The organism is Virgifigura deserti, from assembly GCA_003576685.1.
GTDB classification, from domain to species: Bacteria; Pseudomonadota; Alphaproteobacteria; order Dongiales; family Dongiaceae; genus Virgifigura; species Virgifigura deserti.
In genome coordinates, this window is sequence record QOZR01000001.1 from 142055 (window position 1) to 164416 (window position 22362).

Sequence of the window (22362 nt, forward strand, 5' to 3'; positions counted from 1 at the left end):
GAGCCTCGGCAACGACAATCGCCGCAACCCGCGGCATTACCGCCAAAGCGCGAGACAACGGGCCGCCAGCCGGCGATCTCTCCCCGCTCGATACGCGCTTCCGCCGCTAGACCCCTCCACCCCATCAGCAGTACACTTCCCCCTCTTCCACATCTGTGCGGCATCTGAGGAGGGTGGCCATGGCCTATTTCCTCTTGCAGTGGGCGTACAAAGATCCGCAGATCAAGGCGATGATCGACAAGCCGCAGGATCGCACCGCGGCGGCTAAGAAGGCCATCGAGGCCTTTCAGGGAAAGCTCCACAGCTTCTTCTTCGCGTTCGGCGAGTATGACGGCGCCGCCATTGCCGAGTTCCCCGATAATGAGAGCGCTGTCGCCAGCCTGCTGACGATCGCGGGCGGCGGCGGACTCGCGCGGCTGAAGACCACGGTGCTGATCACCGCGGCCGAAGCCGAGCGGGCGATGCGGAAGGCGAACGCCACGCAATCCGGCTATATCCCGCCGTCCGGCTAAGATACCGGAAGCCGGTTCGAGCGCATCCGGAGAAGGGCGATGCCGGTCAGCCCGGCGCCGAGCAGGATCAGTATGCTCGGTTCGGGAACGGCCACCGGGCCGTCTGAGTTGTCCGGGTTGTCCGACAATGCGGCGAGCAGCGTGTCCGCGAGGATGGCATGTCCCGCGGTCGTCGGGTGAATGTCGTCCCAGAAGAGAAAGCGGTCTGGGTCGGCGCAGACGCTGAAGCCGAAGAGCGGGTCGCCGGTCAGGCAAGGGTCCGTGACGTTCGTGAAGCCGAAGGCCCCCGGCGCGGCGAACACCGTCTCGACCGCGGCGAAGATATCGGGACGGACGAGATCGATCATGAGATCCGCCTCGAGTGCATCCAGAGTCGCGTCCAAAGCCTGATTGAAGGCGAGGCTCAGCGCCCGCGCGCTCTCCTCCTGGCCTTCCTGCTGCTGCTCGGGGATGCGGCCGACGTCGGGCAGGTTCGGCACGACGATGTTGGCGGCCCCCGCCGCGGCGAGGTCCTCGATGACGCTGCCGATGTTTCCGGCTGCCGTCGCAACCTGGTCGGCGGCATCGTCGTCGCCCACGGCGTCGCGGACGTCGTTGCCGCCGCCATAGATGACGAACAGCGCGTCCGGGTCGACTCCGCCGGGCCCGGCCTCGAGCAGGAAGATATCGGTCTGCTGCAACAGGTTGGGCTGCGGCCGGACGCCGCCGGTCCTGGCGCCGCCGAACGCGTAGTTGGAGCCGCCCTGGAGCCATGCGGTCGAGTCGAGGCCGAGGCTTCCGGCCACTTGGTCGACATAGACCGGGCCGTTGGAGAAGCGGCCGTCGAAATAGGGCGGCGACGGGGGAATGATGCCGGTGAAGGTGAAGACATTGCCCGTGTCGGCAAGGCTTTCGCCGAACACGACGAGATCGCTGTAGGGAGTCGCAGAGGCGGCAAGCGGGATCATCACCACGCTCGCCATGACGGCGGCGAATCCGCCGCGACGCGTCGTCGCCCGGATCATGGCGCCTTCCTTCAGAGCCGAGGTTACTCGGAACCCAGCTCACTGCGCGCCACCCTGACGATGGAGTGCAAACAGCGGCCGCCGAAGGAAGTTCCGCAGGCCGGCGGCTGACGATCCGGTGTTGACGATCGGATGTCGCCGGGCGGATGTCGCCGGGCCGATGTCGCCGGGCCGATGTCGGCGGGGACGTGCGGCGCTACTCGGCGGCCTTCTCGACGGGTTCCCCGACGGGCTCCCTGGCGGGCTCCTCGACCCTCTCCGGGAGCAGCGAGGGCGGTGGTGTTTCCAGCAGGGCGTCTGCCGGGACGGCGCGGACGATTCCGTATGCTCCACCCTCGCCGACGGCGGCTGCTTCCGCGGTGCTCAGCCGGGCGACCCAGTAGAGCTTCTCGTCCGTAAAGCCGCTTCGGAAAGCGGGGCTCTCATTGCCGACGGGCGGCCTGTCCGGATTCGTCTCCAGACGGCCGGCGATCAGCCGGGCCATGGCCGCCGAGGGCGCGCGGACGATCACCTCCCGCCAGATCCGCCGGTCCTGCCAGCGCGAGTCCCGCGGGTCGGCCACCGGTGCAATCCGCCACAAGATCATGGCTCCCACCTCCCTCGCTCCGGCCACAAATGCTCCGGCGCGCGCCGGAGCACGCGCGACAGGGCGAAGACTCCTCGCATCCGATCGACTATGGATGTTGGAGTCGCGTCTCTTTGTTCAAGAAGCCGGCATAGCTTTGGAGGTGCGGCGAAACGGCGCCCTCGAAAGCGTTTCCAATCGACATATCTAGGAGTTGGGGCGCCCGGTTGTTCTTGCCTTTTGATCGGAGGATGCACGGATGCACAAGACGAAGATCGACATTGCCGCGAACACGCGCAAGGCGGCTATCGAGCTTCTGCAGGCGCGGCTCGCCGACGCGGTCGACTTGGCCACGCAGGCGAAGCAGGCCCACTGGAACGTCAAGGGACCGAGCTTCATCGCCTTGCACGAGTTGTTCGACACGGTGGCCGAGGACAGTCGCGGACATGCCGACCTGATCGCCGAACGCATCGCGGCGCTCGGCGGGGTGGCGGAGGGCACGGCCGCGGTCGCGGCGGAGCGCTCGACCCTGTCGCGCTATCCGCTCGACATCGCCGACGGCGCCGCGCATGTCGACGCGCTCTCCGCCGCGCTCGCCGGCTTCGGCAAGGGGGTGCGCGCGGCGATCGACTCGGCGGCGGAGATGGGCGACCAGACCACCGCCGACGTCTTCACCGAGGTCTCGCGCGGCGTCGACAAGGACCTCTGGATGGTCGAAGCCCACGCGCAGGCGAAAACATAAACGCGGCAAGGTGTGCCTCCAGGGCGGGGCGGGTCATCGCCGGTCGGGCGTCCGCTCCCACCCCAGCCGGGCGCGAAGCGCGTCGAGAATCTCGTGGATGTTCACGAATAGCGGGATCTGGGCGCCTGGCGTCGTGCCGCGATCGAGGGAGATGCCGACGGCCTTGATCGCTCCGCTCTCGTCGACCTCCCGGACGATCAGGTCAATGGGGCCGTAGGGGACCCGGTCGCCGACCTCCGTGCGGCCCCCCAGGCGTTCGACCATGAAGCTTTCGATCGTCGTCTCCGGCGCGTGCGTGGGCAGCGCGACGTTATAAGCCTTCTCGAGATCCGCCAGCGTCTTTCCGGGGTCGATCTGGAACTCGCCGAAGAACTCCGCGTCGTCGCCGGCCAGCTTTGCGGGGCTCGCGAACAGGCGGTCCAGCAGGCGCATGTAGCGGGGGGCGATGAACAAGTAAACATAGTCTCCCGCCTTGAGGCGCCCGGCAAGCTGGTAGCGCATCGACCGCCCCTCGCGAATCACGAGGGAGGGACGGGCCCAGCGCGGGATGCGCTCGCCGCGCGCGACCGGGCTGTCCGGGACGACACGATAGGCGATGAGCTCGTGATGCGCGCCGCCCGGCAGCTCGAGCTCGAACTTCTCCAGCGGCCCGATCCGCGGCGGGATGATCAGCCCGAGCCAGCGCGCCGCCGGGCTGATCGTCCAGCCCTGCACCAGCAGCGACGTCAGCACGATGATGAAGGCGATGTTGAAGAAGACCTGGCCGTTCTCGAGGCCGCCGACGAACGGGACGATTGCCAGCAGAATCGACACCGACCCGCGAAGGCCGACCCAGGAGATGAAGGCCTCCTCGTTCCGCTGGTAACGGAAGGGGAGGAGGCAGAGCCAGATCGCGAGCGGCCGACCGATGAAGGTCAGGAAGACGGCGATCGCCACCGCCTGCAGGGCGATCGCGGGAAACTGCGACGGCGTCGCCAGCAGGCCGAGCACCAGGAACATGATGATCTGGGCCAACCAGGTCATGCCGTCCTGGAAGCGCCGCAACGATGCGATGGCGCGCATCTTCTGGTTCCCGGCATAAAGGCCGGCGACGAAGACTGCGAGGAAACCGCTGCCGCCGAGCAGGCTCACGGCGGCGAACAGCATCAGCGACGCGCCAAGGACGATGATCGGGTAAAGGCCGCTCTCCAGAGTCAGGCGATTGACGACCTGGACGACAAGGAACCCGCCGACCAGCCCGAGGACGAGGCCGACTCCCATCTGCCGCAGGAACCCGATGATGAAGGTGCTGGTGACGTCGGTCAGGCCCGTCCCGGAAGCGAGGAACTCGACCAGCGTGATCGTCAGGAAGATCGCCATCGGGTCGTTCGAGGCCGACTCGATCTCCAACGTGGACCGGACCCGGTCCTTGAGCGTGATGCCGCCGACCCGCAGGAGAAAGAACACCGCCGCGGCGTCGGTCGAGCTGACGATCGCGCCCATCAGCAGCGCCTCGAACAGCGAGAAATCGGCAATGTAGTAGGCAGCCGCCCCGACCAGGCCGGCGGTGAGCACAACGCCGACGGTCGCCAGCGTGATCGCGGGGGCGGCGACCCTTCGGAACGCGGCGAGACTGGTCCCGAAGCCGCTGTCGAAGAGAATGACCGCGAGCGCGACGCTGCCGATGAAGTAGGCGGCGTCCGCGTCGTCGAAGACGATCCCGAGCCCGTCCTCGCCCGCGATCAGGCCGAGCCCGAGAAAGATCAGCAGCAACGGCGCGCCGATCCGGAACGCGATGAGGCTCGTGAAGGCCCCGACCGTGATGAGCCCGGCACCGATGAGAATTGCCGGGTACATCGCTTCAAGCATCACGGGTTTCGTCCATTTCCGTGGGTGGGGCTAAAGCCGGAATTTACAACAGATGTAGGTATTCGAGCACGATCCGGATCGTCTGGTCGAGATGGGGAACCGCAGGAAAAGGCCGAGGAACGAGGAGGTTTCCTTATCAGGGAACAATTCTCTAAATGGAAATTTATTGCCCGCCTTTATCGGATGTGGCAATTTTCGACCAGTTGCGAGATTGGCCCGTGGAGATTGGTCCCGTCATGGAAATGCTCCCCCACGATCTCGGGGACCGGATAAGGCGGTTGAGGCGTCAGCAGAACGTGACGCTCGCGGAGCTCAGCGAGCGTTCGGGCGTTCCGCTCTCCACGCTGAGCAAGATCGAGAATGCCCAGGTCAAGAAGACCTCGGCCGACAACCTTTTCAAGATCGCCCGCGGATTGAGCGTGCTCTTCGATACGCTCGTCGAGCGTCGTCCTGTGGCGACGGTGGCCGCGGGCCGGCGGGTCATCACGCGGGGGCCGTCGGCGGAAGGCTATTGCACGGAGATCTACGACTACTTCGCGCATTCGACGGATCTCCTGAAGAAACGCATGGTCCCGCTCCGCATCCACGTGAAGACGCGAGACATCCCCGAGTTGCAGGACTGGAGCCACCATGACGGCGAGGAATGGGTCTTCGTCAGCAAGGGAGCGATCGACCTCCATACCGAACATTACGCTCCCGTGCGCCTCGAGGAGGGCGACAGCGCCTACTTCGACAGCGCAATGCGGCACTGCTACGTCAATGCCGGCAAGGGCGTAGCGGACATCCTTTCGGTTTGCCTGGCCGGCGACGCTCTCGGTTTCGCCGAGCGCGGCGCGCGCCTCGTCGTGGCGGGCGAGGAGGGGGTGGCCAGCGAGGAGCGGACGCAGGATGAGGATCCCGCACCGGCGTGACGGGGTGCGGCGGCAAGGGGCGGAAGCCCCAGCTTCGGCAGAAGATTGTTCAGGGAGAAAGAGATGAGCAACATCAGAGTCACGGTCCGGCGTCGCGCTACCGCGGCGTTCGCCCAGGGAATTGCGTTCGGGATGGGAATACTGACGGCCGGCGCATTTGGCGCCCCGACTGCTGCGGCCCAGGAAGAGCTGTTCATCGGCGGGGCGCTCAGCCTCACGGGCATTCAGGCGCCGCTCGACGAGCCGACTCTCCGCGGCGCCCAGGTCGCGGTGGAGGCGCTCAACGAGGAAGGCGGGATTCTCGGCAAGCAGATCAGATTCGTGAACCTCGACGGCAAGAGCGATCCCGCAACCGTCGGCAATGTGGCCGTGCAGCTGATCGAGCAGGGCGCCGACATGATCGTCGCGCCTTGCGACTTCGACTTCGGCGGCCCCGCCAGCCGCGCGGCCCAGAACGCCGGGCTGGTCGGCATCTCGACTTGCGCGTCCTCACCCCTCTATGGATCGGCGGCCCTCGGCGACAAGCAGTTCACCGCGTCGATGTGGAACACGACCATGGGCGCCGCCGCGGCCGAATATGCTTTCAAGGAGAAGGGATGGAAGACCGCCTACGTGGTCACCGACACCTTCATCGACTACACGGTGACGCTCAGCAGATACTTTATCGAGCATTTCGAGAACCTGGGCGGCACGGTGATCCGCGAAGACAAGTACACGCAGGGCGCGCAGGACTTCTCGGCGCAGCTCAACCGCATCCAGAACCTGGATGAAAAGCCGGATGTTATCTTCATCTCCTCCTACATGCCGGACCTCGGCACCATCATCCGGTCGATCCGCGAGATCGGTATCGAGACGCCGATCATGGGCGGCGACTCCTACGATGATACCGGGCTGTTTGCCGCGCTCGGCGAGGCGCACGGCAACGATATCTGGTTCGTCACCCATACCTACATGAAGGAGGGCGTGGCGCCGGGCATGGCCGACTTCCTCGAGAAGTACGAGGAGGTCCACGGCGAGGCGCCGGACACGTCGTTTACGGCGATGGGCTGGGACACCGTCATGATCATGGCCAAGGCCGCTGAGAAGGCCGGCAGCACGGACGGCGACAAGATGGCGGACGCGATGGAGGAAATGACCTTCGACCTGCTCTCCGGCAAGCTCGACTACTCCTCGGCGGAAGAGGGGCATTATCCTTACAAGGAGGGGGCGTTGGTGGAGCTTCAGAACGGCGAGACCTCGTTCATCGGCTGGATGAAGCCGACGAATCCGCCGGCTCCCTGACAAGCTGAAAAGGGTGGGGCGGCCGGGCGGAACCATCCCTCCGTCCGGGCCGCCACATCCGAAGGCTTCATTGCACATGGACGGAATTGCACGGGGCGGATTTTCCCGGGGCGGCATCGAACGGAGATGGCGGTGACAGAGCGTTCCGCGCGGGATTGGCTCGTCGTTCAGGACGTGACCAAGGACTTCAAGGGCTTGCGTGCGCTCGATGCCGTGAGGGTCGGTCTGGAGCGCGGCGAGATCCTCGGGCTGATCGGACCCAACGGCTCCGGCAAGACGACGCTGATCAATGTGATCACCGGCGTTCTCCCGCCGACGTCCGGAGGAATCACGGCCTGCGGGCGCGATATCACGGGCCTGCCCTCCTTCAAGATCGCCCGCGCCGGCATCGCGCGGACATTCCAGACCGTAAGGCTTTTCCGTGACCTGACCGTCGGCGAGAATATCGAAGTGGCCGCGCTGTCCGTCGGCAAATCACGCCGGGCGGCGCGGCGCGCCGCCGAGGAGGCGATCGACGAACTCGGCATCGCGCACTGGACCGACGAGTTCGCGAGCGTCCTGCCCTATGGCGACGAGCGTCGCGTCGAGGTGGCCCGCGCCCTCGCGATGACGCCGGATTTTCTGTTGCTCGATGAGCCGGCGGCCGGCCTGAACGAGCAGGAGAGCGAAGACCTGCTGCGAATCCTGGCGCCGATCCCGACGCGGCGAAATCTCGGAATGCTCATCGTCGACCACGACATGCATCTCATCATGCGGCTTTGCGATCGGCTGCACGTTCTGAACTACGGACGTACGATCGGCGCCGGCGAGCCGGCGGAGGTCCGACGCATTCCGGCGGTGATCGAAGCCTATCTCGGGTCTGCGGCGGAGGAGGGGCGCGATGCTCCGGCTTGACGATTTGCATGCCCAGTACGGCGCCATCGTCGCCTTGCGCGGCGTCTCTCTCGAGGTCAACGAGGGCGAACTCGTCGCCCTGGTCGGTGTCAACGGGGCGGGCAAGACGACGCTGCTCTCCACGGTGGCCGGCGTGATGCGGCCGCGCCGCGGCGACATCGTCTTCGAGGGCGAGCCGATCGCCGGCCTCACGCCCGAAACCGTCGTGCGAAAGGGCATCGCCCTGGTCCCGGAGGACCGCGAGATCTTCTCCGATCTCACGGTCGAGGAGAACCTTCGCCTCGGCGCCTACATTCGACGGGGCCGGGGGGAGTACGGCGCCGATATCGACCGGATGTGCGAACTCTTCCCGATCCTCCGGGAGCGTTTCCGTCAGGACGCCGGTACCCTCTCTGGCGGCGAACAGCAGCAACTGGCGATCGCCCGGGCGCTCATGTCGCATCCGCGGCTGCTGATGCTCGACGAGCCTTCGCTCGGACTGGCGCCGAAGATCGTCGACCAGGTCTTCGCCCTCATCGAGCAGCTCCACCGCGACGGCATGACCATTCTTCTCGTCGAGCAGAACGTGACCAGGAGCCTCGCGATCGCCGACCGCGCCTACCTGCTCAACATGGGGACGGTGCAAGCCTCCGGCACGCCGGCGGATCTACGGCAGGACGTCGACATGGAAAGCATCTATCTGGGCGGCGGAGACTGAGTCATGGGTGATTTCACCTATCTCCTGATCAGCGGCCTCAGCCTCGGCAGCCTCTATGCGCTGATGGCACTGGGGCTGGTGATCGTTTACGGGATCCTTCGACTGGTGAACTTCGCCTATGGCGAATACATCATGGTGGCCGGCTACACGCTCTTTCTGCTCAGCCCGTCGCCGCTGCCGTGGCTCGTCATGGCGGTCGTTGCCGCGGTGATGGCGGCCGTCATGAGCTATCTCACCGAGCGCATCGCCTTCCGGCCCGTGCGCGAGAAGTCGCTGACGGCGATGCTGATCACCTCATTCGCCGTCAGCACGCTCCTGCAGAACGCCGCGCTCCTGTTCGTCTCGCCGCGCGCCCGCGTGGTGCCGACGCCCGGCATCTTCTCGGAGACGGTGATCATCGCCGGCAACGTCACGCCGGTGCGCGAGATCCTCGCGATCGTCGTCAGCGTGGCGCTTCTGATCGGGTTCAGCATCCTGCTGCGCAAGACCATCCTCGGCATCGCGCTGCGGGCGGCGGCGGACAAGTTCACGATGACCCGCATGCTGGGCGTGCCGGCGAACCTGGTGATCAGCGCCGCCTTCGTGATCAGCGGACTTCTCGCCGGTATCGTCGCGATATTCTGGCTGGGTCGCACCGGGTCGGTGACGCCCGGCATCGGCCTCACGCCGCTCCTCGTCGCTTTCGTCTCGACCGTGATCGGCGGAATGCGCAGCCTTTCCGGTGCCGTGGTCGGCGGCTACGTGCTCGCCTTCGTCACGATCATCTTCAACAATCTCCTGCCGGGCGACCTGTATGAATTCCGGGAGGCGTTCATCTTCACGATCGTCATCCTGATTCTGCTGTTCCGGCCGGAAGGCCTTGTGCGCGGGCGCGGCTGAGCGAAGGAGGATATCCAGAATCATGCGCGAAATTCTGGGCCGGGCGCCTTACCTGAACACCGTGCTGACGCTGCTGGTCCCGCTTGTGCTGATCGCCGCGGCAACCGATGCTTTTGGCGGCACTGTCCAGCAACGCATCGTCACCACGATGTTCATCAATATGATTCTGGTGCTGGGCCTGCAGGTCTATATGGGTAATTCCGGCATCGTCTCCTTCGCCCATATCGGCTTCATGGGAATCGGCGCCTACGCTTCGGCGGTGCTGTCCATGCCGCCCGACCTCAAGGCGATGACGCTGCGCGATCTCTACGACGTTCTGCAGCCCATCGATCTGCCGTTCTGGCTGGCGGTCACGGTGGGCGCCGGCGTCGCCGGGGTCGTGGCCGCCATCATCAGCTATCCGCTGATGCGCCTGTCGGACGCGGCGGCGATCATCACGTCCTTCGCGCTTCTGGTCGTGATCAACGACGTGCTGGTGCATTGGAGCGAGGTCACCAACGGCCCGCGCACCCTGTTCGGCGTGGAGCGCTTCACTTATCTCTGGACCAGCGCCGGCGTCGCGTTTGCCGGCCTGCTGTTCGCCGCCTGGTTCCGCGAGTCCCGGGTCGGTCTGCAGTTGCGAGCCAGCCGCGACGACAGGGTGGCGGCGCAATCCTGCGGCGTCAACATGGTCTTCGTGCGCTGGGTGGCGTTCGTGCTGATGTGCATCTACGCGGCGATCGCCGGGGCGCTGTGGGCGCATTTCATCACCTCGTTCCAGCCCGGCCACTTCTATCTGGAGGAGGTGTTCCTGATTCTGGCGATGCTGGTCATCGGCGGCCCGGTCAGCGTTTCCGGCGCCGTGATCGGCACGATCCTGGTGACCCTCGCCTTCGAGGGATTCCGAGCCTTGGAGGGTTATCTGAATACCAACCAGGTCTTCGGCACCCAGGTCTTCGGGCTGACCGAGTTCCTGCTGGCGCTCGCCATGATCGGCATCCTGATCTTCCGCCCGGCCGGCGTGATGCGCGGGCGCGAACTTCGCATCGGCCGACGACACCGTGGCGGCCGGGGCATGCCCGCCACCAAGGAGCGGGCCGCCGACTGATCTGCGATCAAGGGAGGAAAGCGATGACGACCCCGTACAACCTAACACGCAACGATTCCTGGCTCGAGCGGTCGATCATGACCACGCGCGGAGTCGCGCGCGGCAAGATCGGCGCGACGCATGAACTGACGGAGAAAAGGCAGGGCAAGTATCACTACACGATCGGCCCTTACTCGGACCCCGTAATGACCGTCAAGCCGGGCGATCGGGTCGTGTTCTGGACGCAGGACTGCTTCGAGGGCCGGATCAGGACCGAAGCCGACAAGCCCTCCGATATCCTGGAGATGCCGTACATCAATCCGCAGTGCGGGCCGGTGATGATCGAGGGGGCGGAGAAGGGCGACGCGGTCGCGGTCTATATCGAGACGATGCTGCCGCGCGGCGACAATCCGAGAGGCACCTGCTGCCTGATCCAGGAGTTCGGTGCGCTGACCGGAACGACCTACACGGCGACGCTGAACGAGCCGCTGCCGGAAATCGTCAAGAAGATCAATCTCGACGAGGAGAAGGTCTACTGGTCGGATCGGGTGACGCTGCCCTACAAGCCGCATGTCGGCACGATCAGCTGCTCGCCGGAGATCGATTCCATCAATGCCCTTACGCCCGATCAGCACGGCGGCAACATGGACATGCCGGACATCTGCCCCGGCAATATCACCTATCTGCCGGTGAAGCTCCCCGGCGCGCGCTTCTTCATCGGCGACTGCCACGCCTGCCAGGGCGAAGGGGAGGTCTGCGGGGTCGCCGTCGAATACCCGTCCATCACGACCGTGCGGTTCGATCTGATCAAGGGCTGGGATATCGCCTGGCCGCGGCTGGAGGCGGAGGACTTCATCATGGCGATCGGCAGCGCCCGGCCGCTCGAGGACGCCACCCGTATCGCCTATCGCGAACTGGTGTATTGGATGGAGCGGGATTACGGGTTCGACCGCTGGGACGCCTACATGATGCTGAGCCAGTGCGGCAAGGCGAAGCTCGGCAACTTCGTCGATCCGAAATACACGGTCGGTGCGGCGGTCGATAAGAGATATCTTGCCTGAGGGCTTCGAACCTCCCGGGCTCGGGCAGGTCGAGCCCGCTACTCGTCCTGACGGTCGAGTTGGAGGGTGAGTTCGGCGGCATCCTCGCTGTTCAGGCAGACCATGTCGGTCAGCGCCAGCGCGTTGTCGGGGAGGTTGTTCAGGTCAAGAACCGCCGTCACCGCACTGATTCGGTCGGCGGGACAGCAATCGGCCATTCCGCTCTTACGGGTGGACGACAAAGCGTGTGGCGTCGGCGTTAGAGCCGCTGGCCCGGAGTGGAGCCGCGCCGTCGGCTACGCTGCTGGCCGTCGCCGGGGGCCGGTTGGCGAGGCGAGGTCGTCGGACAGAAGGCCGGCGGGATCATGGGCGAGGTCCGCGACCGGCAGCCAGTCGGCGGGAAGGATTTCGAGCAGGCTGGCGCCGTCCCGCTCGATGCCGAGCAGGTCGTCGCGAAGCTGGTAGCGGCCACGATCGTCGCGGTCGATCACCCAGGACGGGGTGATCCAGCCGGGCGCGCCGATCCAGAAGCAATCGGCGTCGAGCGCGCTGTCCCGCTCCACCGTGAGGCCTTGCCGCCGCAGGCACGCGGCGACCGCTCGCATAATGCCTTCATCCGATGCCGTGAACCGAGTAGCCCCGTGCGTCATGTTCCACCCCCAGGTTGAACAAAAGACCGGCTCGCCACGCGATCCTGGTGCGCGCGCGGCGATCTGTCGCTGATCGAAGTTAAGAGTGCTGGGAAAAAATCGGGCATGGCCAGGAGCACACCGGGACTTTGCCGCGCATTCCCATTCCGGCTCGAGACGGCCGTTCCGCGCCCATCACCTCCCCGGCAACAACGTAAACGCGCAAGGCACCCGATCGTTCCCGGCTTCCGCGCATCTTTCGCGGCATCGATAGAGCTCTCGCTTTTGATGATTCGCGCAATCCGGCCGCATAATCCGGACGGGTACTTAATCCTGATCAATGACCGGCGCGGCGACGACGATATCTTCGCACTCTGTCAACGCCCTCAGAGCAGTCGGGATCGGTATGATGCAGTATGAAGTGACGTTCGTCCGCGAGGTGGTGAACGCGTATGGCAAGCGGTGCGAGATGCCGCTTGGGACGATCTCCGTTCGTGCGGCGCGCAGCCGCGAGCGGGCGGTAGCGGCGGCCGTCAAGCGTTTCGAGAGGGAGCACCGTCTCGCGCGATGGGACCTGCTGGCGCAAACCTACCGGTTGAAGGATATCGAGGCCGAAGCCGGGACCGAGGCACCGGGTCTGCCTGGGGGGCTGCCGGTTCGGCGCGATCAAGGCGCCGCGTGTCTCGGCATCGAACTATCCCAACATTTCCTGCGACGAGCGTCGTAGCCCGAGATCTGTCTAGAGCACGAGCCGATCGGGTTGAAGCAACCTGATCGGTGAATCAGGCCCTAATGCCGTCGGGTCAATCGGGCCGGTTCGCCGCACGGAGCGAATGCAGCTCCTCGCGGAGGCGTTTCACCTCGGTCACGAGATCCTCGCGCAGCCGCTTCGCTTCCGCGGGCAGTGCCGAGGACGTGCGTGACTCCGCTGACCGGTCGCCGACCGGGAGACGGTCGATGGGATCGCCGATGTTTCCGGAAAAGGGGGCATCGGGCACGGCGCTATCTCCTGCATCATCGAGGCCCGGGGCGGGCCGGGCCTGCAATTTGGCTATGAAAGGGGAAAAGCAATCGCCAGCAGCACGCATAGCACGATCGCCAGGAGAACTTCGGTTCCGAGATTCATTCGGACGGGACGCATGTCATCCTCCTTCGGCTGTGATGCCTACCGGGCCGCGGCCACGACGGGTCCGCGGGGTTCCGGCACCTACTTTAAACATGACTCCGAAGCGGTGCTCTTCAACCAGAATTCGGAAAGTTTCCGTCGGAATTCCGGGTCTTCCCCCGAAAGGACCATCATACGAAACGAGGACGACTGCAACTTTCGGGGCAGTAAAGTTTCCCGGCCGTAAAGAAATTTCTCTGGCAGTTATTTTGGATTGTTTGAGCGGCGCCAATCTCCGGATGCCAAGTCCTGCTGCCGCTGTCGAACGATCAGCTCAACGCTCGCCGGCTCGGGCAGCGCGATGCATCCACCCCCTTTGAAACGCGTGAAGCAACGGCTCACGGTTTCCACGGTAAGGCCGAGATCATCGGCGATGTTGCCACGGGGCATGGGCAGCGCGAGGGGACTGGGCGGCCGGTCCCACCGTCCTGGACGCACGGAGACCTCGAGCAGGATTTCGGGGAAGCGACGGAAAAGCTCCGCTCGTCGAAGGCGCGCTTCTGATCGGCGACGACGCGGACGGCACGCTCACGCTGCTCTCAAGAGGGCATGCGGTCGACCATCAGCGGGCCGAGCAGCTGATCATCGCGCTGGAGTCGTTGCGGACGGGCGAGGCCATGGACAACGAGCGCGACCGGCCTTGCTGGCGCTGGCCTCCGCCGAGGCGCAGCGCCGCCACGTTGCGCGGGAGAAGGCCGTGCTCTATCCACTCGCTCATGCCTGCTTGCATTCGGGCCTGCTGCACAGCCTCTCCCATCGGCAAGGCGTCGCGGTTGGAAGGAGGGCGACGCGCCGTGAACATTGCTTTCTGTCGAAGCCATCCTAGACTCGAAAACGGGACCGATGGACTGTGGACGCCCAAGCGATGGCCCGCAACGGCGGCAGGAGGAATATCAGATGAGCCGATCCGCTGACGACGTTTTCGAGGATCACCTCCGCTGCAGAAGCGTTGGCGACGTGGAGGCGGATCTCGAGCGGAACTACGCCGACGATATCGTCTTGCTTTGCGAGTGCGGCGCGTTGGAGGGCCGCAAGGCGGTCCGGGAGTCTGCTCGCCGGCTCGGCCTTCAGTTGCCGGATGCCGAGTTTCAGTTTCCGACGAAGGAGGTGCGTGGAGAGTACGCGTTCCTAGTGTGGACGGCGCGGTCGCAGCAGTACGAGGTGGACCATGGCGTCGATTCGTTCGTGATTCGAGAGGGACGCATCGTCGTGCAGTCCATCTTCTATCGTCTTTCCCGAGGCAATCTGGGAGATGAGTAGCAGACCGGTCCGCTACCAGGCAGTCTGACGTTGGGCACAACTTTGCGCCAGGCCATTGGCATTACTTTCCGTCCAGCACGCCCTTGATCACCACAGCGTTGTTGTGCTCTTCGTCGCGGGCGGCGAACAGCAGCGTGACGGAGCTCCGGTGCAGGGCCTCCTGGAGCGTCTGCAGCAGCTCTGATCGCTCCTGTAGCTCTTCCTGATACTTCCGCCGGAACACTTTCCAGCGGGCGGGGTCGTGTCCGAACCAGCGCCGCAACCCGTTGCTCGGGGCGATCTCCTTCAGCCACAGGTCGATTCCCGCTTCCTCTTTACGCAGGCCGCGCGGCCAGAGGCGATCGACCAGCACCCGCAGGCCATCGTCCGGCTCCATCGCGTCATAAGCCCGCTTCAGTCGGACCCGACCGCGGGTTTCCTGCTCCTGCTTGCCGGATTTTCGCATGGCTCGCCTCAGTGATATCCGATGTCCTGCCGGACCTTGCCGCGGAACACATAGTAGGACCACGCCGTGTAGGCCAGGATGGCCGGGATCACGAACGCGGCGCCCGCCAGCAGGAAGATCTGCGAGGTCGGGGACGAGGCCGCCTCCCAGATCGTGATATCAGGGGGAATGACATAGGGCCACAGGCTGATGGCGAGACCGCCATAGGACAGCACGAACAGGCCGAGCGTATAGACAAAGGGCGTTCGATCATGGTGGAGCTCGAGAGCGCGGTAGAGGCCGAACGCCAGCAGCGCCGTCAGGATCGGAATCGGCGACAGATAGGCGATGTTCGGCCAGGAGAACCAGCGGCCGGCGATGTCCCGGTCGAGCAGCGGCGTCCACAGGCTGACGATGGCGATGAAGATCAGCACGCCGAACAGCAGCGGCCGCGCCATTCCGTAGGCCCAGGCCTGCAGGTCCGCCTCGGTCTTCATGACGAGCCAAGCGCTGCCGAGGAGCGCATAGCCGGCGACCAGCCCGACCCCCGTCATCAGGCTGAACGGCGTCAGCCAGTCGAACATCCCGCCGACATAGTCGCGGCCGTCGACCGCGAAGCCCTGGATGAAGGCACCGAGCACGATGCCCTGCGCGCCAGTCGCCACGAGCGAGCCGAGATTGAACGCCCTGTCCCAAAGGGGCCGGCTAGCTTCCGCCTTGAAGCGGAACTCGAAGGCGACGCCGCGGAAGATCAGTGCCAGCAGCATCACCGTGAGCGGGATATAGAGCGCCGGCAGGATGATGGCATAGGCCAGGGGAAAGGCGGCGAGCAGTCCCGCTCCGCCAAGCACCAGCCAGGTCTCGTTGCCGTCCCAGATCGGGGCCACCGAATTCATCATGAGGTCGCGATGGCGATCGCTGCGCGCGAACGGAAAGAGGATTCCGACACCAAGGTCGAAGCCGTCCATGAATACATACATGAACACGCCGAAGGCGATGATGGCGGCCCAGATCACCGTTAGATCGGCTGCCATGGCCGTCAATCCCCCGCCTCGAAGGGTTGCTGCGCCCCCGAGAGCGGCCGCGCCGCCCGTCCCTGAGGCGCGGCTTGCGCTTCCCCCGGGCCGCGCTGGACGAGCCGGAGGATGTAGTACACGCCGGCGGTGAAGATGATCGCATAGACGGTGATGTATCCAAGCAGAGAGGCGAGGACGCCGCCGCCGGTAATGGCCGGCGAGGTGGCGTCGGCCGTGCGCATCACGCCGTAGACGACCCAGGGCTGGCGGCCGACCTCGGTCACGAACCAGCCGGCGATGAGGGCGACGAAGCCGATCGGTGCGCAGGCCGCGCAGAGCCTGAGGAACCAACGGGTCTCGAAAAGCCGCTTGCGGCGGCGCAGCCAAAGGCTGGCGAGGACGACGCCGAGCATCAGGAAGCCGATCGAGACCATGATCCGGAACGCATAGAACACGATCGCGACGGGCGGCCGCTGGTCGGCGGGCCACGCCTTGAGCCCGCGCACTTCGCCCATGACGTCATGGACGAGGATCAGACTGCCGAGATATGGGATGGCGATCTCGAAGTGATTCGTTTCCGTCTCCGGGTCCGGGACGGCAAAGAGGATCATGGGCGCGCCGGTTTGTGTCTCCCAATGCCCCTCCATCGCCGCGACCTTCACCGGCTGGTGCTCGAAGGTATTGAGGCCGTGCAGGTCGCCGAGGACGATCTGCAGCGGCGCCAGCACGGTGACGAGCCAGAGCGTCATCGAGAGCATCCGCCGCGCGCTGTCCGTGAACTGGCCCTTCAGGAGGTACCAGGCCGATATGCCGATGACGACGAAGGCCGTGGTCAGGAATGCCGCCGTGACCATGTGGCTCAGGCGGTAAGGGAATGACGGGTTGAAGATCGCCTCGACCCAGCTCGTCACGTGGAAGATACCGTCGCGGACCTCGTAGCCGGCCGGCGTGTGCATCCAGCTGTTGGCGGCCAGGATCCAGAACGACGAGACGAGCGTGCCGAGCGCCACCATCACGGCCGAGAGGAAATGCACCCGGGGCGACACGAGGTTGCGGCCGAACAGAAGGATGCCGAGAAACGTGGCCTCGAGGAAGAAGGCCGTGAGGACCTCGTAGCTCAACAGAGGACCGAGGACGTTCGCCGTCGCATCCGAGAACCGGCTCCAGTTCGTGCCGAACTGGAACGACATGACGATGCCCGAGACCACGCCCATGCCGAAGGAGACGGCGAAGATCCTGGTCCAGAACCGGGAGATATGAAAATAGATGTCGCGCTTGGTCGCGAACCAGAGACCCTCGAGAACGGCGATGTAGCTCGCCAGGCCGATCGTGAATGCGGGGAACAGGATGTGGAACGCGATGACGAAGGCAAACTGAACCCGGGACAGGAAGACTGGGTCGAGTTCCATGGCCACTTTCCGCAGTTAGATGCCGTATCGGCTCGACGAGCATAGGGCAACAGGACCAACCTGCCGATGCGGCGGTCGGTCACACGTAGCCGCGTGGCGTGGCCATCAATACACGGTGATCCTCGACCTTGCGGACACCCGGGACGTTCTCGGCCGCGACGCGTTCCGCATTGCGCTCCTCCGGCGAGCGGTAGATGCCCCATAGCTCGACCAGGCCTCCGGTCACGGTGACGTCCGCGGTCCCGGCGCCCGACCAGGGCAGGGAGCGCAGCGCCTCGAGCACGCGCGCGCGGATCATGCCGTCATCGGCCGCGGCGGAGGCGAGCGGCGTCGCCCTGGCTGCCGCAAGCCCCTGGATCAGGTTGGCGCGGCTGACGATGCCGACCAGCCGACCGTCCCGGAGGACGGGAACGCGCTTGATCCGGTTCTTCTCGAGTGCGGCGGCGATATCGGCGAGCGGCGCTTCCCCGGTGACGGTGATGACCTTCCTGGTCATGATGTCGCGCACCCGCGTGGCGTGCGACTTCACATATTCCGTCGCCAGGGTCGTGTCGTCGGTGAACAGGCGCAGCCACCAGGAGCGGTGCCGCTCCGCCGTGCCGATCTCGGCGCGGCGGATGAGGTCGCCCTCGCTGACGATACCTACCAGCCTGCCGCCATCGACCACCGGGACCGCGCTGATGCCCTGCGTCAACAGGATATCGGCGACCTCGCCCACGGTATTGTCGGGCGCGACCGACACGACATATGGGGTCATGACGTCCTTTGCTTTCATTGCCTTGACCTCCTGTTAATTCAGATAGAGCGCCCGCATTTCGTTCAAGAGCGCCGGTGGGGGCGCGGCGGACCGACGCAAGCGGCCAGCCTCACTGCTTCCAGCAGGATGTGAGGGCGAATCCGGAGGTATGTCCCTGGTGACGGGATGAGAGCTGTCGTCCATCGACGGCAAGAAGCGCAAACCAATAGGCTTCATCCAACAACCCGGCAGAAGCCGGCTCCATGGTTCGGCCGGGGTTCGCCCAGGGTCAGGCGATGCGTTGGCCCGGCCGGTAGAACAGCCCAAGCATCAGGCTCTCGGCGATCCGCCGCGCCTTGGTCTTGAATGAAGCGGCCAGCGGCTCGACGAAGCGCGCATCGACGGTTTCGTCGAACAGCTCGAGCCAGCGGTCGAACAGTGCCGGCTCGATTCCGGGCAGCTTCTGATGCGCGGCCATTGGATTGCCCTTGTAGCGGCCGGTGGTGAGCATGACGGAGGACCAGAAGCGATACATCGTCTGCAGATGCGCGCTCCAGTCGGGGCCGATCGCCGTCTCGAAGATCGGCCCGAGCCGGTCATCCCGGCGGACCTTTGCGTAAAACGAGTCGACAAGAACCTGGATTGCGTCTTCGTCGATTACGTCGAACTTGATTGGCGACATCTCCTGAATCCCGAATTCGCCGACCTGCCGAGGCCGGAGCGTGCGAGCACGTCCGATATGCATTCTAGCCCGCATCTCTCAAAAAGCAATATTTCGCATGCATCTTTATTGATGCAAATCTATCGCGAAGGAGCGGCGATTGCAGTGCTCACCGGGCGCCCCTACGAGGAAGGAGGTCCCCCGTGAGGGACCTCCTTCGTGACGCCAGCCTCATGGACGTTTGCGTCGTGCCCTCCGCGATCGCTCATGAACAGGAGGCCCATCAGGACCATCGTCACCGCGATCGTCAGCAGCGCGCCGATGAACATCGCGGCGATCCCGTGGCCGCTCAGGCCGAGATCAACGAAGGATACCAGCAGCACCAGCGCGACGACGACGAGTACGAGCACGGCGGCGCAGATGGCGACGAAGGTACGGAGCCAAGACATCGAGGGGACCTCCTGCGAGATGGAACGGTCTCTCCACTCAGATAGTCAGTCGGCCGCGATGTTCCTATGCCGCGATGCGCCGGTCGGACGGGGGCGAGGCGGGGAGCGCCGCAGGCGCCGGATTTGCCTCGGCAGCCGTTTCGGCCGGCGACGCCTTCCGTCCGGTTTCGCGGGTTAGGACGCCCGCGACGACCGCCGGAATGTCCGAGCGATTCAGGCCGATGTCGCGCAACTCGAAATCGGTCATCCGGGACAACTCCTCATAGAGGGCCTGCTGGCGCCGCGCCTCAGCAAAAGCCGTCCCGATGGCCCGTGCGAAACCGACAATGGCCCTGCCGACCCGCGAAACGCCGACCGCGAAATGCTCGGCCCGTATGCGTCGGGCCTCCGTCAGGATGCGGTACATGTCGTCCTGGTTCGGAGTCCTGATCTCACTCATGAAACTTCTCCTCGGATGCCCGCTCCCCGACGGAGCGGGTCTTGCTTTCTCAACCTGGAGGATATATGGGCCTAATTGGTGCAGTGCAGTAGACGGGTTTTTGCATTGCAACATTGCGATGATTGCAAGGGTCGATCACCATGCCGGGATCGCCCGCTGAACGGGGCGCGCGGAACTCGCCGACGCTACGGGTATAAATCGGATATTGCTGAATATTTCGGAAAAATTTGCCGGTCGACGCTCGACAGGGCAGCCGCAGGGTCGCCGGCCCGCGGTTGACTTTCAAGGGGGGCAGCATATGATCGGCGTCGTTATGCGGACCCTCTGTTCAGATCATTGCCTCACCGCACGCTCGGGTTGCACGCGAGCAGATGGTTTTGCCCCGGGCTCGGTGGGCGCGGTCTAGAGACTGACCCGCCCCGACCCAGGGGCAACATTCTCCACAAGCTGACCTGTTGGCTTGGCCCATCTCGCGATGGGCCGATTGGAGCATCATCATGTCCGCATTCTCTCGCCGCCTGTCCTGCCCCTCTTGTCGTGTCGACCTGCCCAGGGCCGCCATCCGCTGTCTCGATTGCGGAGCCGCGGTGACTCCTCCGCCGCATGGCGGATGGTTGCGCCCGCCGAAGCGATCGGAAGCCGTCGTGGACCGGTCGCCGCGCGCCCGCGACCGGGTCTCAGGAGGACCGCAGGATGCATAGCCTGCCGGAGATTCTCACCACGTTCGAGGACCGGCAGCGCCTGTCCGAGCTGAACGCGGCAGAGCTTTCGGCCGGCCGATCCCAGACCGTGATCTTTCTCGCGAACGAGGTCAGTCGCGCCCGCACGGTTTCGGCCTCGCTCATCCCGCCGACCTGCATGACGTTGAACGCGCAAGGGCGATATCTGGACGAGCAGGCGGGGCTGGTGCGCGCCTGCACGCTCGTTCTGCCGGGCCATCAGCGCGCCGTTGTTGTGCAAGGATCGTAAGCCGCGTCGAGTGTTCATCGCTGCTCAGCGATCCCGATCCAGGGCCGCCATTTGGATCAGGCCGGCGAGGTCTTCAGATTGATCTTGAAGAGAAAGGCAATAAACAGGCCTGGAAGGCAGTCGGTGCTTGAGGATCAACCGATGCAGATGCCCGTGGGCTCAGCGGCCTTCGTTCGACACTTCCCACGATGCAGGACGTATCTTCGTTCCAAACTCAGTCGAGGAGCTTGCGGACATATTCCGGCAGGGCGAAGGCGGCACGGTGAATGCCCGGATTATAGTAGGCGAGGGGGAGTCCGGCGGCGGCGATGCGTGCCTCGAGGTCGCTCGGAGGCTCGGCCAGATTGCGCTCGCTCGCCCAGCCGAACGCCATGAAGCCGCCGGTGTAGGTGGGCACCGGCGCCAGATAGAATCCGGTTTGCGGAAAGAGCCGATGGAGATGCCGGTGCGTGCCCGTCACCTCGTCCTCGTGGAGGAACGGCACGCCGTTCTGCGTCACGAGGATACCGCCCGGGCTCAGACAGCGCTGGCAGTTCTCATAGAAGGGATGCGAGAACAGAACAGTCGCCGGACCGATCGGGTCCGGCGAATCGACGATCACCAAGTCGTATCGCGCATCGGTTTCCGCGACGAAAGCGGCGCCATCGCCGATGACGAGATCGGTGCGTGGATCATCGAAGGCTCCGCCGCAGATGGAGGGCAGCCACTGCCGGCTGACCTCGACCACCTTCGGGTCGAGTTCCACGAGGGTGACGCGTTCGACCGGATGCTTCAACGCCTCTTCCAGCATGCCGCCGTCGCCGCCGCCGATGATCAGCACGCGCCGCGCCGCGCCATGCGCGAACAGCGGCAGATGGGTCAGCATCTCGTGATAGATGAACTCGTCCCGCTCGGTGGTCTGGACGACTCCGTCCAGGGCGAGCACGCGGCCGAACGCGGCCGTCTCAAAGACCGCGAGGTCCTGGAAGTCGCTCTGGCCGGAATAGAGGGTGCGCTCCGCCTGCAGCTTGAGAAAGGCGCCCGGCGCGATCCGTTCCTCGAACCAAGTCATGGTCAGGTCACGGCACGAGGCCACGCTTGTGCTCGGCGAGCTGGATGCTGGTCGGTTTGAAGGCTTCGCGCAGCACCGGCACCGCCCGATCCGGGTTGCAGCCGCCGCAGACGAAGATGTCGAGCGCCGCATAGCCCAGTTCAGGCCAGGTGTGGATGCTCATATGGCTCTCGGCCAGCACCGCCACTCCGGAAACGCCGTTGTTGGGCGTGAAATGATGCAGGTCGATGTTGAGCAGCGTCGCACCTGTGGCGCGGACCGCCTCGGTCAGCGTCGCCTCGACATGCTGCAGGTCATCCAGGCGCTCGGCCCCCCAGATGTCGATCAACAGATGGGTGCCCGCATAGGTCAGGCCGTCCTTCGTCACATAGTGATCCGTTTCGGATCCCATGCTGTCGTTTGCAGCGGCCGACGAGACCTTATGCAAAGCTGCTTCTCTTCCCATGATCGATTTTCCACCCCCATCGCGAGTGTCCCTGGAACTTTGGTATGCCCAGCGAACAGAGCCAGATAAGCGAACTGGTTTAAATGACGGGTACGGCACCGTATTTCAAGGGTTTGGCCCCCGTTTGACTTCCCCTCGGACCTCCCTTAGTGTCGTGCCATGGTGAGTTGGCACCTACCTCGGTTCCTTCTACGTGCGGGCAGCCTCCAAGCAGGTGGCTTAGCCCCGGAGCGACGCGCGACCGGATAGACGGCGCGGAACCGCTCCGGG

The 22362-nt window shown here is 65.0% G+C and carries 28 protein-coding genes; 12 read left to right on the top strand and 16 right to left on the bottom strand.

What is annotated here, in order from left to right; all coding sequences use genetic code 11:
- Nucleotides 1-179: 179 nt before the first annotated feature.
- A complete protein-coding gene (locus DT069_RS00735; RefSeq protein ID WP_119458354.1) occupies nucleotides 180-512 on the top strand; it encodes a GYD domain-containing protein in 333 nt (110 codons plus the stop codon).
- Here DT069_RS00735 and DT069_RS00740 read toward each other — a convergent pair.
- Nucleotides 509-1516, bottom strand: a complete 1008-nt coding sequence (locus DT069_RS00740; RefSeq protein ID WP_119458852.1) for an SGNH/GDSL hydrolase family protein — start codon at nucleotides 1514-1516, stop codon at nucleotides 509-511. The two genes, DT069_RS00735 and DT069_RS00740, sit on opposite strands and share 4 nt — an antisense overlap.
- A 196-nt stretch (nucleotides 1517-1712) precedes the next feature.
- Nucleotides 1713-2102: a hypothetical protein gene (locus tag DT069_RS00745; RefSeq protein ID WP_119458355.1), complete on the bottom strand. Its 390-nt coding sequence runs from the start codon at nucleotides 2100-2102 to the stop codon at nucleotides 1713-1715.
- Nucleotides 2103-2340: 238 nt separating this feature from the next.
- Here DT069_RS00745 and dps point away from each other — a divergent pair, with 238 nt between their 5' ends.
- Nucleotides 2341-2823 carry a DNA starvation/stationary phase protection protein Dps gene (dps, locus tag DT069_RS00750; RefSeq protein ID WP_119458356.1) on the top strand — a complete coding sequence of 161 codons (483 nt, stop codon included), beginning with the start codon at nucleotides 2341-2343 and terminating at the stop codon, nucleotides 2821-2823.
- A gap of 33 nt (nucleotides 2824-2856) precedes the next feature.
- Here dps and DT069_RS00755 read toward each other — a convergent pair whose 3' ends face one another.
- Complete coding sequence (locus DT069_RS00755) at nucleotides 2857-4671, bottom strand: potassium/proton antiporter (RefSeq protein ID WP_119458357.1); 1815 nt, start codon at nucleotides 4669-4671, stop codon at nucleotides 2857-2859.
- A gap of 236 nt (nucleotides 4672-4907) precedes the next feature.
- On the opposite strand from DT069_RS00755, the gene DT069_RS00760 reads away from it, so the two are divergent.
- The 7 genes from DT069_RS00760 to DT069_RS00790 all read left to right on the top strand — a co-directional run bounded on the left by DT069_RS00760 (nucleotide 4908) and on the right by DT069_RS00790 (nucleotide 11460).
- Nucleotides 4908-5582 (top strand): helix-turn-helix domain-containing protein, encoded by a 675-nt coding sequence (locus tag DT069_RS00760; RefSeq protein ID WP_162912893.1) that lies wholly within the window; start codon nucleotides 4908-4910, stop codon nucleotides 5580-5582.
- Nucleotides 5583-5645: 63 nt separating this feature from the next.
- Complete coding sequence (locus DT069_RS00765; RefSeq protein WP_425449906.1) at nucleotides 5646-6863, top strand: ABC transporter substrate-binding protein; 1218 nt, start codon at nucleotides 5646-5648, stop codon at nucleotides 6861-6863.
- A gap of 132 nt (nucleotides 6864-6995) precedes the next feature.
- Nucleotides 6996-7757: an ABC transporter ATP-binding protein gene (locus DT069_RS00770; RefSeq protein ID WP_425449907.1), complete on the top strand. Its 762-nt coding sequence runs from the start codon at nucleotides 6996-6998 to the stop codon at nucleotides 7755-7757.
- Nucleotides 7744-8454: an ABC transporter ATP-binding protein gene (locus DT069_RS00775; protein WP_119458360.1), complete on the top strand. Its 711-nt coding sequence runs from the start codon at nucleotides 7744-7746 to the stop codon at nucleotides 8452-8454. Before DT069_RS00770 ends, DT069_RS00775 begins: the two co-directional genes overlap by 14 nt.
- Before the next feature lie 3 nt (nucleotides 8455-8457).
- Nucleotides 8458-9333: a branched-chain amino acid ABC transporter permease gene (locus tag DT069_RS00780; RefSeq protein WP_119458361.1), complete on the top strand. Its 876-nt coding sequence runs from the start codon at nucleotides 8458-8460 to the stop codon at nucleotides 9331-9333.
- Between the two features lie 22 nt (nucleotides 9334-9355).
- Entirely contained in the window at nucleotides 9356-10420 is a 1065-nt protein-coding gene (locus DT069_RS00785) for a branched-chain amino acid ABC transporter permease (RefSeq protein WP_119458362.1), read from the top strand.
- Nucleotides 10421-10443: 23 nt separating this feature from the next.
- A complete protein-coding gene (locus tag DT069_RS00790; protein WP_119458363.1) occupies nucleotides 10444-11460 on the top strand; it encodes an acetamidase/formamidase family protein in 1017 nt (338 codons plus the stop codon).
- A 38-nt stretch (nucleotides 11461-11498) separates the two neighbouring features.
- On the opposite strand, the gene DT069_RS24470 is transcribed toward DT069_RS00790, so the two are convergent.
- Together DT069_RS24470 and DT069_RS00795 are read right to left on the bottom strand one after the other, a co-directional pair.
- Nucleotides 11499-11657 carry a hypothetical protein gene (locus DT069_RS24470; RefSeq protein WP_162912894.1) on the bottom strand — a complete coding sequence of 53 codons (159 nt, stop codon included), beginning with the start codon at nucleotides 11655-11657 and terminating at the stop codon, nucleotides 11499-11501.
- 78 nt (nucleotides 11658-11735) lie between these two features.
- The gene (locus DT069_RS00795; RefSeq protein ID WP_119458364.1) at nucleotides 11736-12044 is read right to left on the bottom strand and encodes a hypothetical protein; all 309 of its coding nucleotides are present in this window, start codon (nucleotides 12042-12044) and stop codon (nucleotides 11736-11738) included.
- Between the two features lie 430 nt (nucleotides 12045-12474).
- On the opposite strand from DT069_RS00795, the gene DT069_RS00800 reads away from it, so the two are divergent.
- Entirely contained in the window at nucleotides 12475-12795 is a 321-nt protein-coding gene (locus DT069_RS00800) for a hypothetical protein (protein WP_119458365.1), read from the top strand.
- A gap of 76 nt (nucleotides 12796-12871) precedes the next feature.
- On the opposite strand, the gene DT069_RS00805 is transcribed toward DT069_RS00800, so the two are convergent.
- Both DT069_RS00805 and DT069_RS00810 read right to left on the bottom strand, forming a co-directional pair.
- On the bottom strand, nucleotides 12872-13066 hold the full coding sequence (locus tag DT069_RS00805) for a hypothetical protein (RefSeq protein ID WP_119458366.1): 195 nt from the start codon (nucleotides 13064-13066) through the stop codon (nucleotides 12872-12874).
- Between the two features lie 371 nt (nucleotides 13067-13437).
- Nucleotides 13438-13689: a helix-turn-helix domain-containing protein gene (locus DT069_RS00810; RefSeq protein WP_119458367.1), complete on the bottom strand. Its 252-nt coding sequence runs from the start codon at nucleotides 13687-13689 to the stop codon at nucleotides 13438-13440.
- A gap of 441 nt (nucleotides 13690-14130) precedes the next feature.
- Between DT069_RS00810 and DT069_RS00820 the strand changes: the two genes are divergently transcribed.
- On the top strand, nucleotides 14131-14493 hold the full coding sequence (locus DT069_RS00820) for a nuclear transport factor 2 family protein (protein WP_162912895.1): 363 nt from the start codon (nucleotides 14131-14133) through the stop codon (nucleotides 14491-14493).
- Between the two features lie 61 nt (nucleotides 14494-14554).
- On the opposite strand, the gene DT069_RS00825 is transcribed toward DT069_RS00820, so the two are convergent.
- The 7 genes from DT069_RS00825 to DT069_RS00855 all read right to left on the bottom strand — a co-directional run bounded on the left by DT069_RS00825 (nucleotide 14555) and on the right by DT069_RS00855 (nucleotide 19627).
- Nucleotides 14555-14938 (bottom strand): DUF488 domain-containing protein, encoded by a 384-nt coding sequence (locus DT069_RS00825; RefSeq protein ID WP_119458370.1) that lies wholly within the window; start codon nucleotides 14936-14938, stop codon nucleotides 14555-14557.
- An 8-nt stretch (nucleotides 14939-14946) separates the two neighbouring features.
- Nucleotides 14947-15951, bottom strand: a complete 1005-nt coding sequence (gene cydB / locus DT069_RS00830; RefSeq protein ID WP_119458371.1) for a cytochrome d ubiquinol oxidase subunit II — start codon at nucleotides 15949-15951, stop codon at nucleotides 14947-14949.
- 5 nt (nucleotides 15952-15956) lie between these two features.
- Nucleotides 15957-17342: a cytochrome ubiquinol oxidase subunit I gene (locus tag DT069_RS00835; RefSeq protein WP_119458372.1), complete on the bottom strand. Its 1386-nt coding sequence runs from the start codon at nucleotides 17340-17342 to the stop codon at nucleotides 15957-15959.
- 79 nt (nucleotides 17343-17421) lie between these two features.
- Nucleotides 17422-18117 carry a CBS domain-containing protein gene (locus tag DT069_RS00840; RefSeq protein WP_119458373.1) on the bottom strand — a complete coding sequence of 232 codons (696 nt, stop codon included), beginning with the start codon at nucleotides 18115-18117 and terminating at the stop codon, nucleotides 17422-17424.
- A gap of 250 nt (nucleotides 18118-18367) precedes the next feature.
- Nucleotides 18368-18760, bottom strand: coding sequence for a group III truncated hemoglobin (locus tag DT069_RS00845; RefSeq protein ID WP_425449908.1), 393 nt, complete (start codon nucleotides 18758-18760; stop codon nucleotides 18368-18370).
- Nucleotides 18761-18921: 161 nt separating this feature from the next.
- Nucleotides 18922-19188, bottom strand: a complete 267-nt coding sequence (locus DT069_RS00850; RefSeq protein WP_119458374.1) for a hypothetical protein — start codon at nucleotides 19186-19188, stop codon at nucleotides 18922-18924.
- Between the two features lie 64 nt (nucleotides 19189-19252).
- Nucleotides 19253-19627, bottom strand: coding sequence for a DUF1127 domain-containing protein (locus DT069_RS00855; RefSeq protein ID WP_425449909.1), 375 nt, complete (start codon nucleotides 19625-19627; stop codon nucleotides 19253-19255).
- Nucleotides 19628-20320: 693 nt separating this feature from the next.
- Here DT069_RS00855 and DT069_RS00860 point away from each other — a divergent pair.
- Nucleotides 20321-20596 carry a GreA/GreB family elongation factor gene (locus DT069_RS00860; protein WP_119458375.1) on the top strand — a complete coding sequence of 92 codons (276 nt, stop codon included), beginning with the start codon at nucleotides 20321-20323 and terminating at the stop codon, nucleotides 20594-20596.
- Between the two features lie 214 nt (nucleotides 20597-20810).
- On the opposite strand, the gene speE is transcribed toward DT069_RS00860, so the two are convergent.
- Nucleotides 20811-21647 (bottom strand): polyamine aminopropyltransferase, encoded by an 837-nt coding sequence (gene speE / locus DT069_RS00865; protein ID WP_119458856.1) that lies wholly within the window; start codon nucleotides 21645-21647, stop codon nucleotides 20811-20813.
- Between the two features lie 7 nt (nucleotides 21648-21654).
- Nucleotides 21655-22038 (bottom strand): adenosylmethionine decarboxylase, encoded by a 384-nt coding sequence (gene speD / locus DT069_RS00870; RefSeq protein ID WP_425449910.1) that lies wholly within the window; start codon nucleotides 22036-22038, stop codon nucleotides 21655-21657.
- Nucleotides 22039-22362: the final 324 nt, after the last annotated feature.

Excerpts from the sequence above, each read along its gene's own strand:
- DT069_RS00825 (WP_119458370.1), bottom strand. The coding sequence starts at position 14,938 with ATGCGAAAATCCGGCAAGCAGGAGCAGGAAACCCGCGGTCGGGTCCGA.
- DT069_RS24470 (WP_162912894.1), bottom strand. The coding sequence starts at position 11,657 with ATGGCCGATTGCTGTCCCGCCGACCGAATCAGTGCGGTGACGGCGGTT.
- DT069_RS00745 (WP_119458355.1), bottom strand. The coding sequence starts at position 2,102 with ATGATCTTGTGGCGGATTGCACCGGTGGCCGACCCGCGGGACTCGCGC.
- DT069_RS00760 (WP_162912893.1), top strand. The coding sequence starts at position 4,908 with ATGGAAATGCTCCCCCACGATCTCGGGGACCGGATAAGGCGGTTGAGG.
- speD (WP_425449910.1), bottom strand. The coding sequence starts at position 22,038 with ATGGGATCCGAAACGGATCACTATGTGACGAAGGACGGCCTGACCTAT.
- dps (WP_119458356.1), top strand. The coding sequence starts at position 2,341 with ATGCACAAGACGAAGATCGACATTGCCGCGAACACGCGCAAGGCGGCT.
- DT069_RS00845 (WP_425449908.1), bottom strand. The coding sequence starts at position 18,760 with ATGTCGCCAATCAAGTTCGACGTAATCGACGAAGACGCAATCCAGGTT.
- DT069_RS00840 (WP_119458373.1), bottom strand. The coding sequence starts at position 18,117 with ATGAAAGCAAAGGACGTCATGACCCCATATGTCGTGTCGGTCGCGCCC.
- DT069_RS00785 (WP_119458362.1), top strand. The coding sequence starts at position 9,356 with ATGCGCGAAATTCTGGGCCGGGCGCCTTACCTGAACACCGTGCTGACG.
- DT069_RS00775 (WP_119458360.1), top strand. The coding sequence starts at position 7,744 with ATGCTCCGGCTTGACGATTTGCATGCCCAGTACGGCGCCATCGTCGCC.
- DT069_RS00755 (WP_119458357.1), bottom strand. The coding sequence starts at position 4,671 with ATGCTTGAAGCGATGTACCCGGCAATTCTCATCGGTGCCGGGCTCATC.
- DT069_RS00790 (WP_119458363.1), top strand. The coding sequence starts at position 10,444 with ATGACGACCCCGTACAACCTAACACGCAACGATTCCTGGCTCGAGCGG.
- DT069_RS00800 (WP_119458365.1), top strand. The coding sequence starts at position 12,475 with ATGATGCAGTATGAAGTGACGTTCGTCCGCGAGGTGGTGAACGCGTAT.
- cydB (WP_119458371.1), bottom strand. The coding sequence starts at position 15,951 with ATGGCAGCCGATCTAACGGTGATCTGGGCCGCCATCATCGCCTTCGGC.
- DT069_RS00795 (WP_119458364.1), bottom strand. The coding sequence starts at position 12,044 with ATGCGAGCGGTCGCCGCGTGCCTGCGGCGGCAAGGCCTCACGGTGGAG.
- DT069_RS00740 (WP_119458852.1), bottom strand. The coding sequence starts at position 1,516 with ATGATCCGGGCGACGACGCGTCGCGGCGGATTCGCCGCCGTCATGGCG.
- DT069_RS00835 (WP_119458372.1), bottom strand. The coding sequence starts at position 17,342 with ATGGAACTCGACCCAGTCTTCCTGTCCCGGGTTCAGTTTGCCTTCGTC.
- DT069_RS00820 (WP_162912895.1), top strand. The coding sequence starts at position 14,131 with ATGAGCCGATCCGCTGACGACGTTTTCGAGGATCACCTCCGCTGCAGA.
- speE (WP_119458856.1), bottom strand. The coding sequence starts at position 21,647 with ATGACTTGGTTCGAGGAACGGATCGCGCCGGGCGCCTTTCTCAAGCTG.
- DT069_RS00735 (WP_119458354.1), top strand. The coding sequence starts at position 180 with ATGGCCTATTTCCTCTTGCAGTGGGCGTACAAAGATCCGCAGATCAAG.
- DT069_RS00850 (WP_119458374.1), bottom strand. The coding sequence starts at position 19,188 with ATGTCTTGGCTCCGTACCTTCGTCGCCATCTGCGCCGCCGTGCTCGTA.
- DT069_RS00860 (WP_119458375.1), top strand. The coding sequence starts at position 20,321 with ATGCATAGCCTGCCGGAGATTCTCACCACGTTCGAGGACCGGCAGCGC.
- DT069_RS00855 (WP_425449909.1), bottom strand. The coding sequence starts at position 19,627 with ATGAGTGAGATCAGGACTCCGAACCAGGACGACATGTACCGCATCCTG.
- DT069_RS00780 (WP_119458361.1), top strand. The coding sequence starts at position 8,458 with ATGGGTGATTTCACCTATCTCCTGATCAGCGGCCTCAGCCTCGGCAGC.
- DT069_RS00765 (WP_425449906.1), top strand. The coding sequence starts at position 5,646 with ATGAGCAACATCAGAGTCACGGTCCGGCGTCGCGCTACCGCGGCGTTC.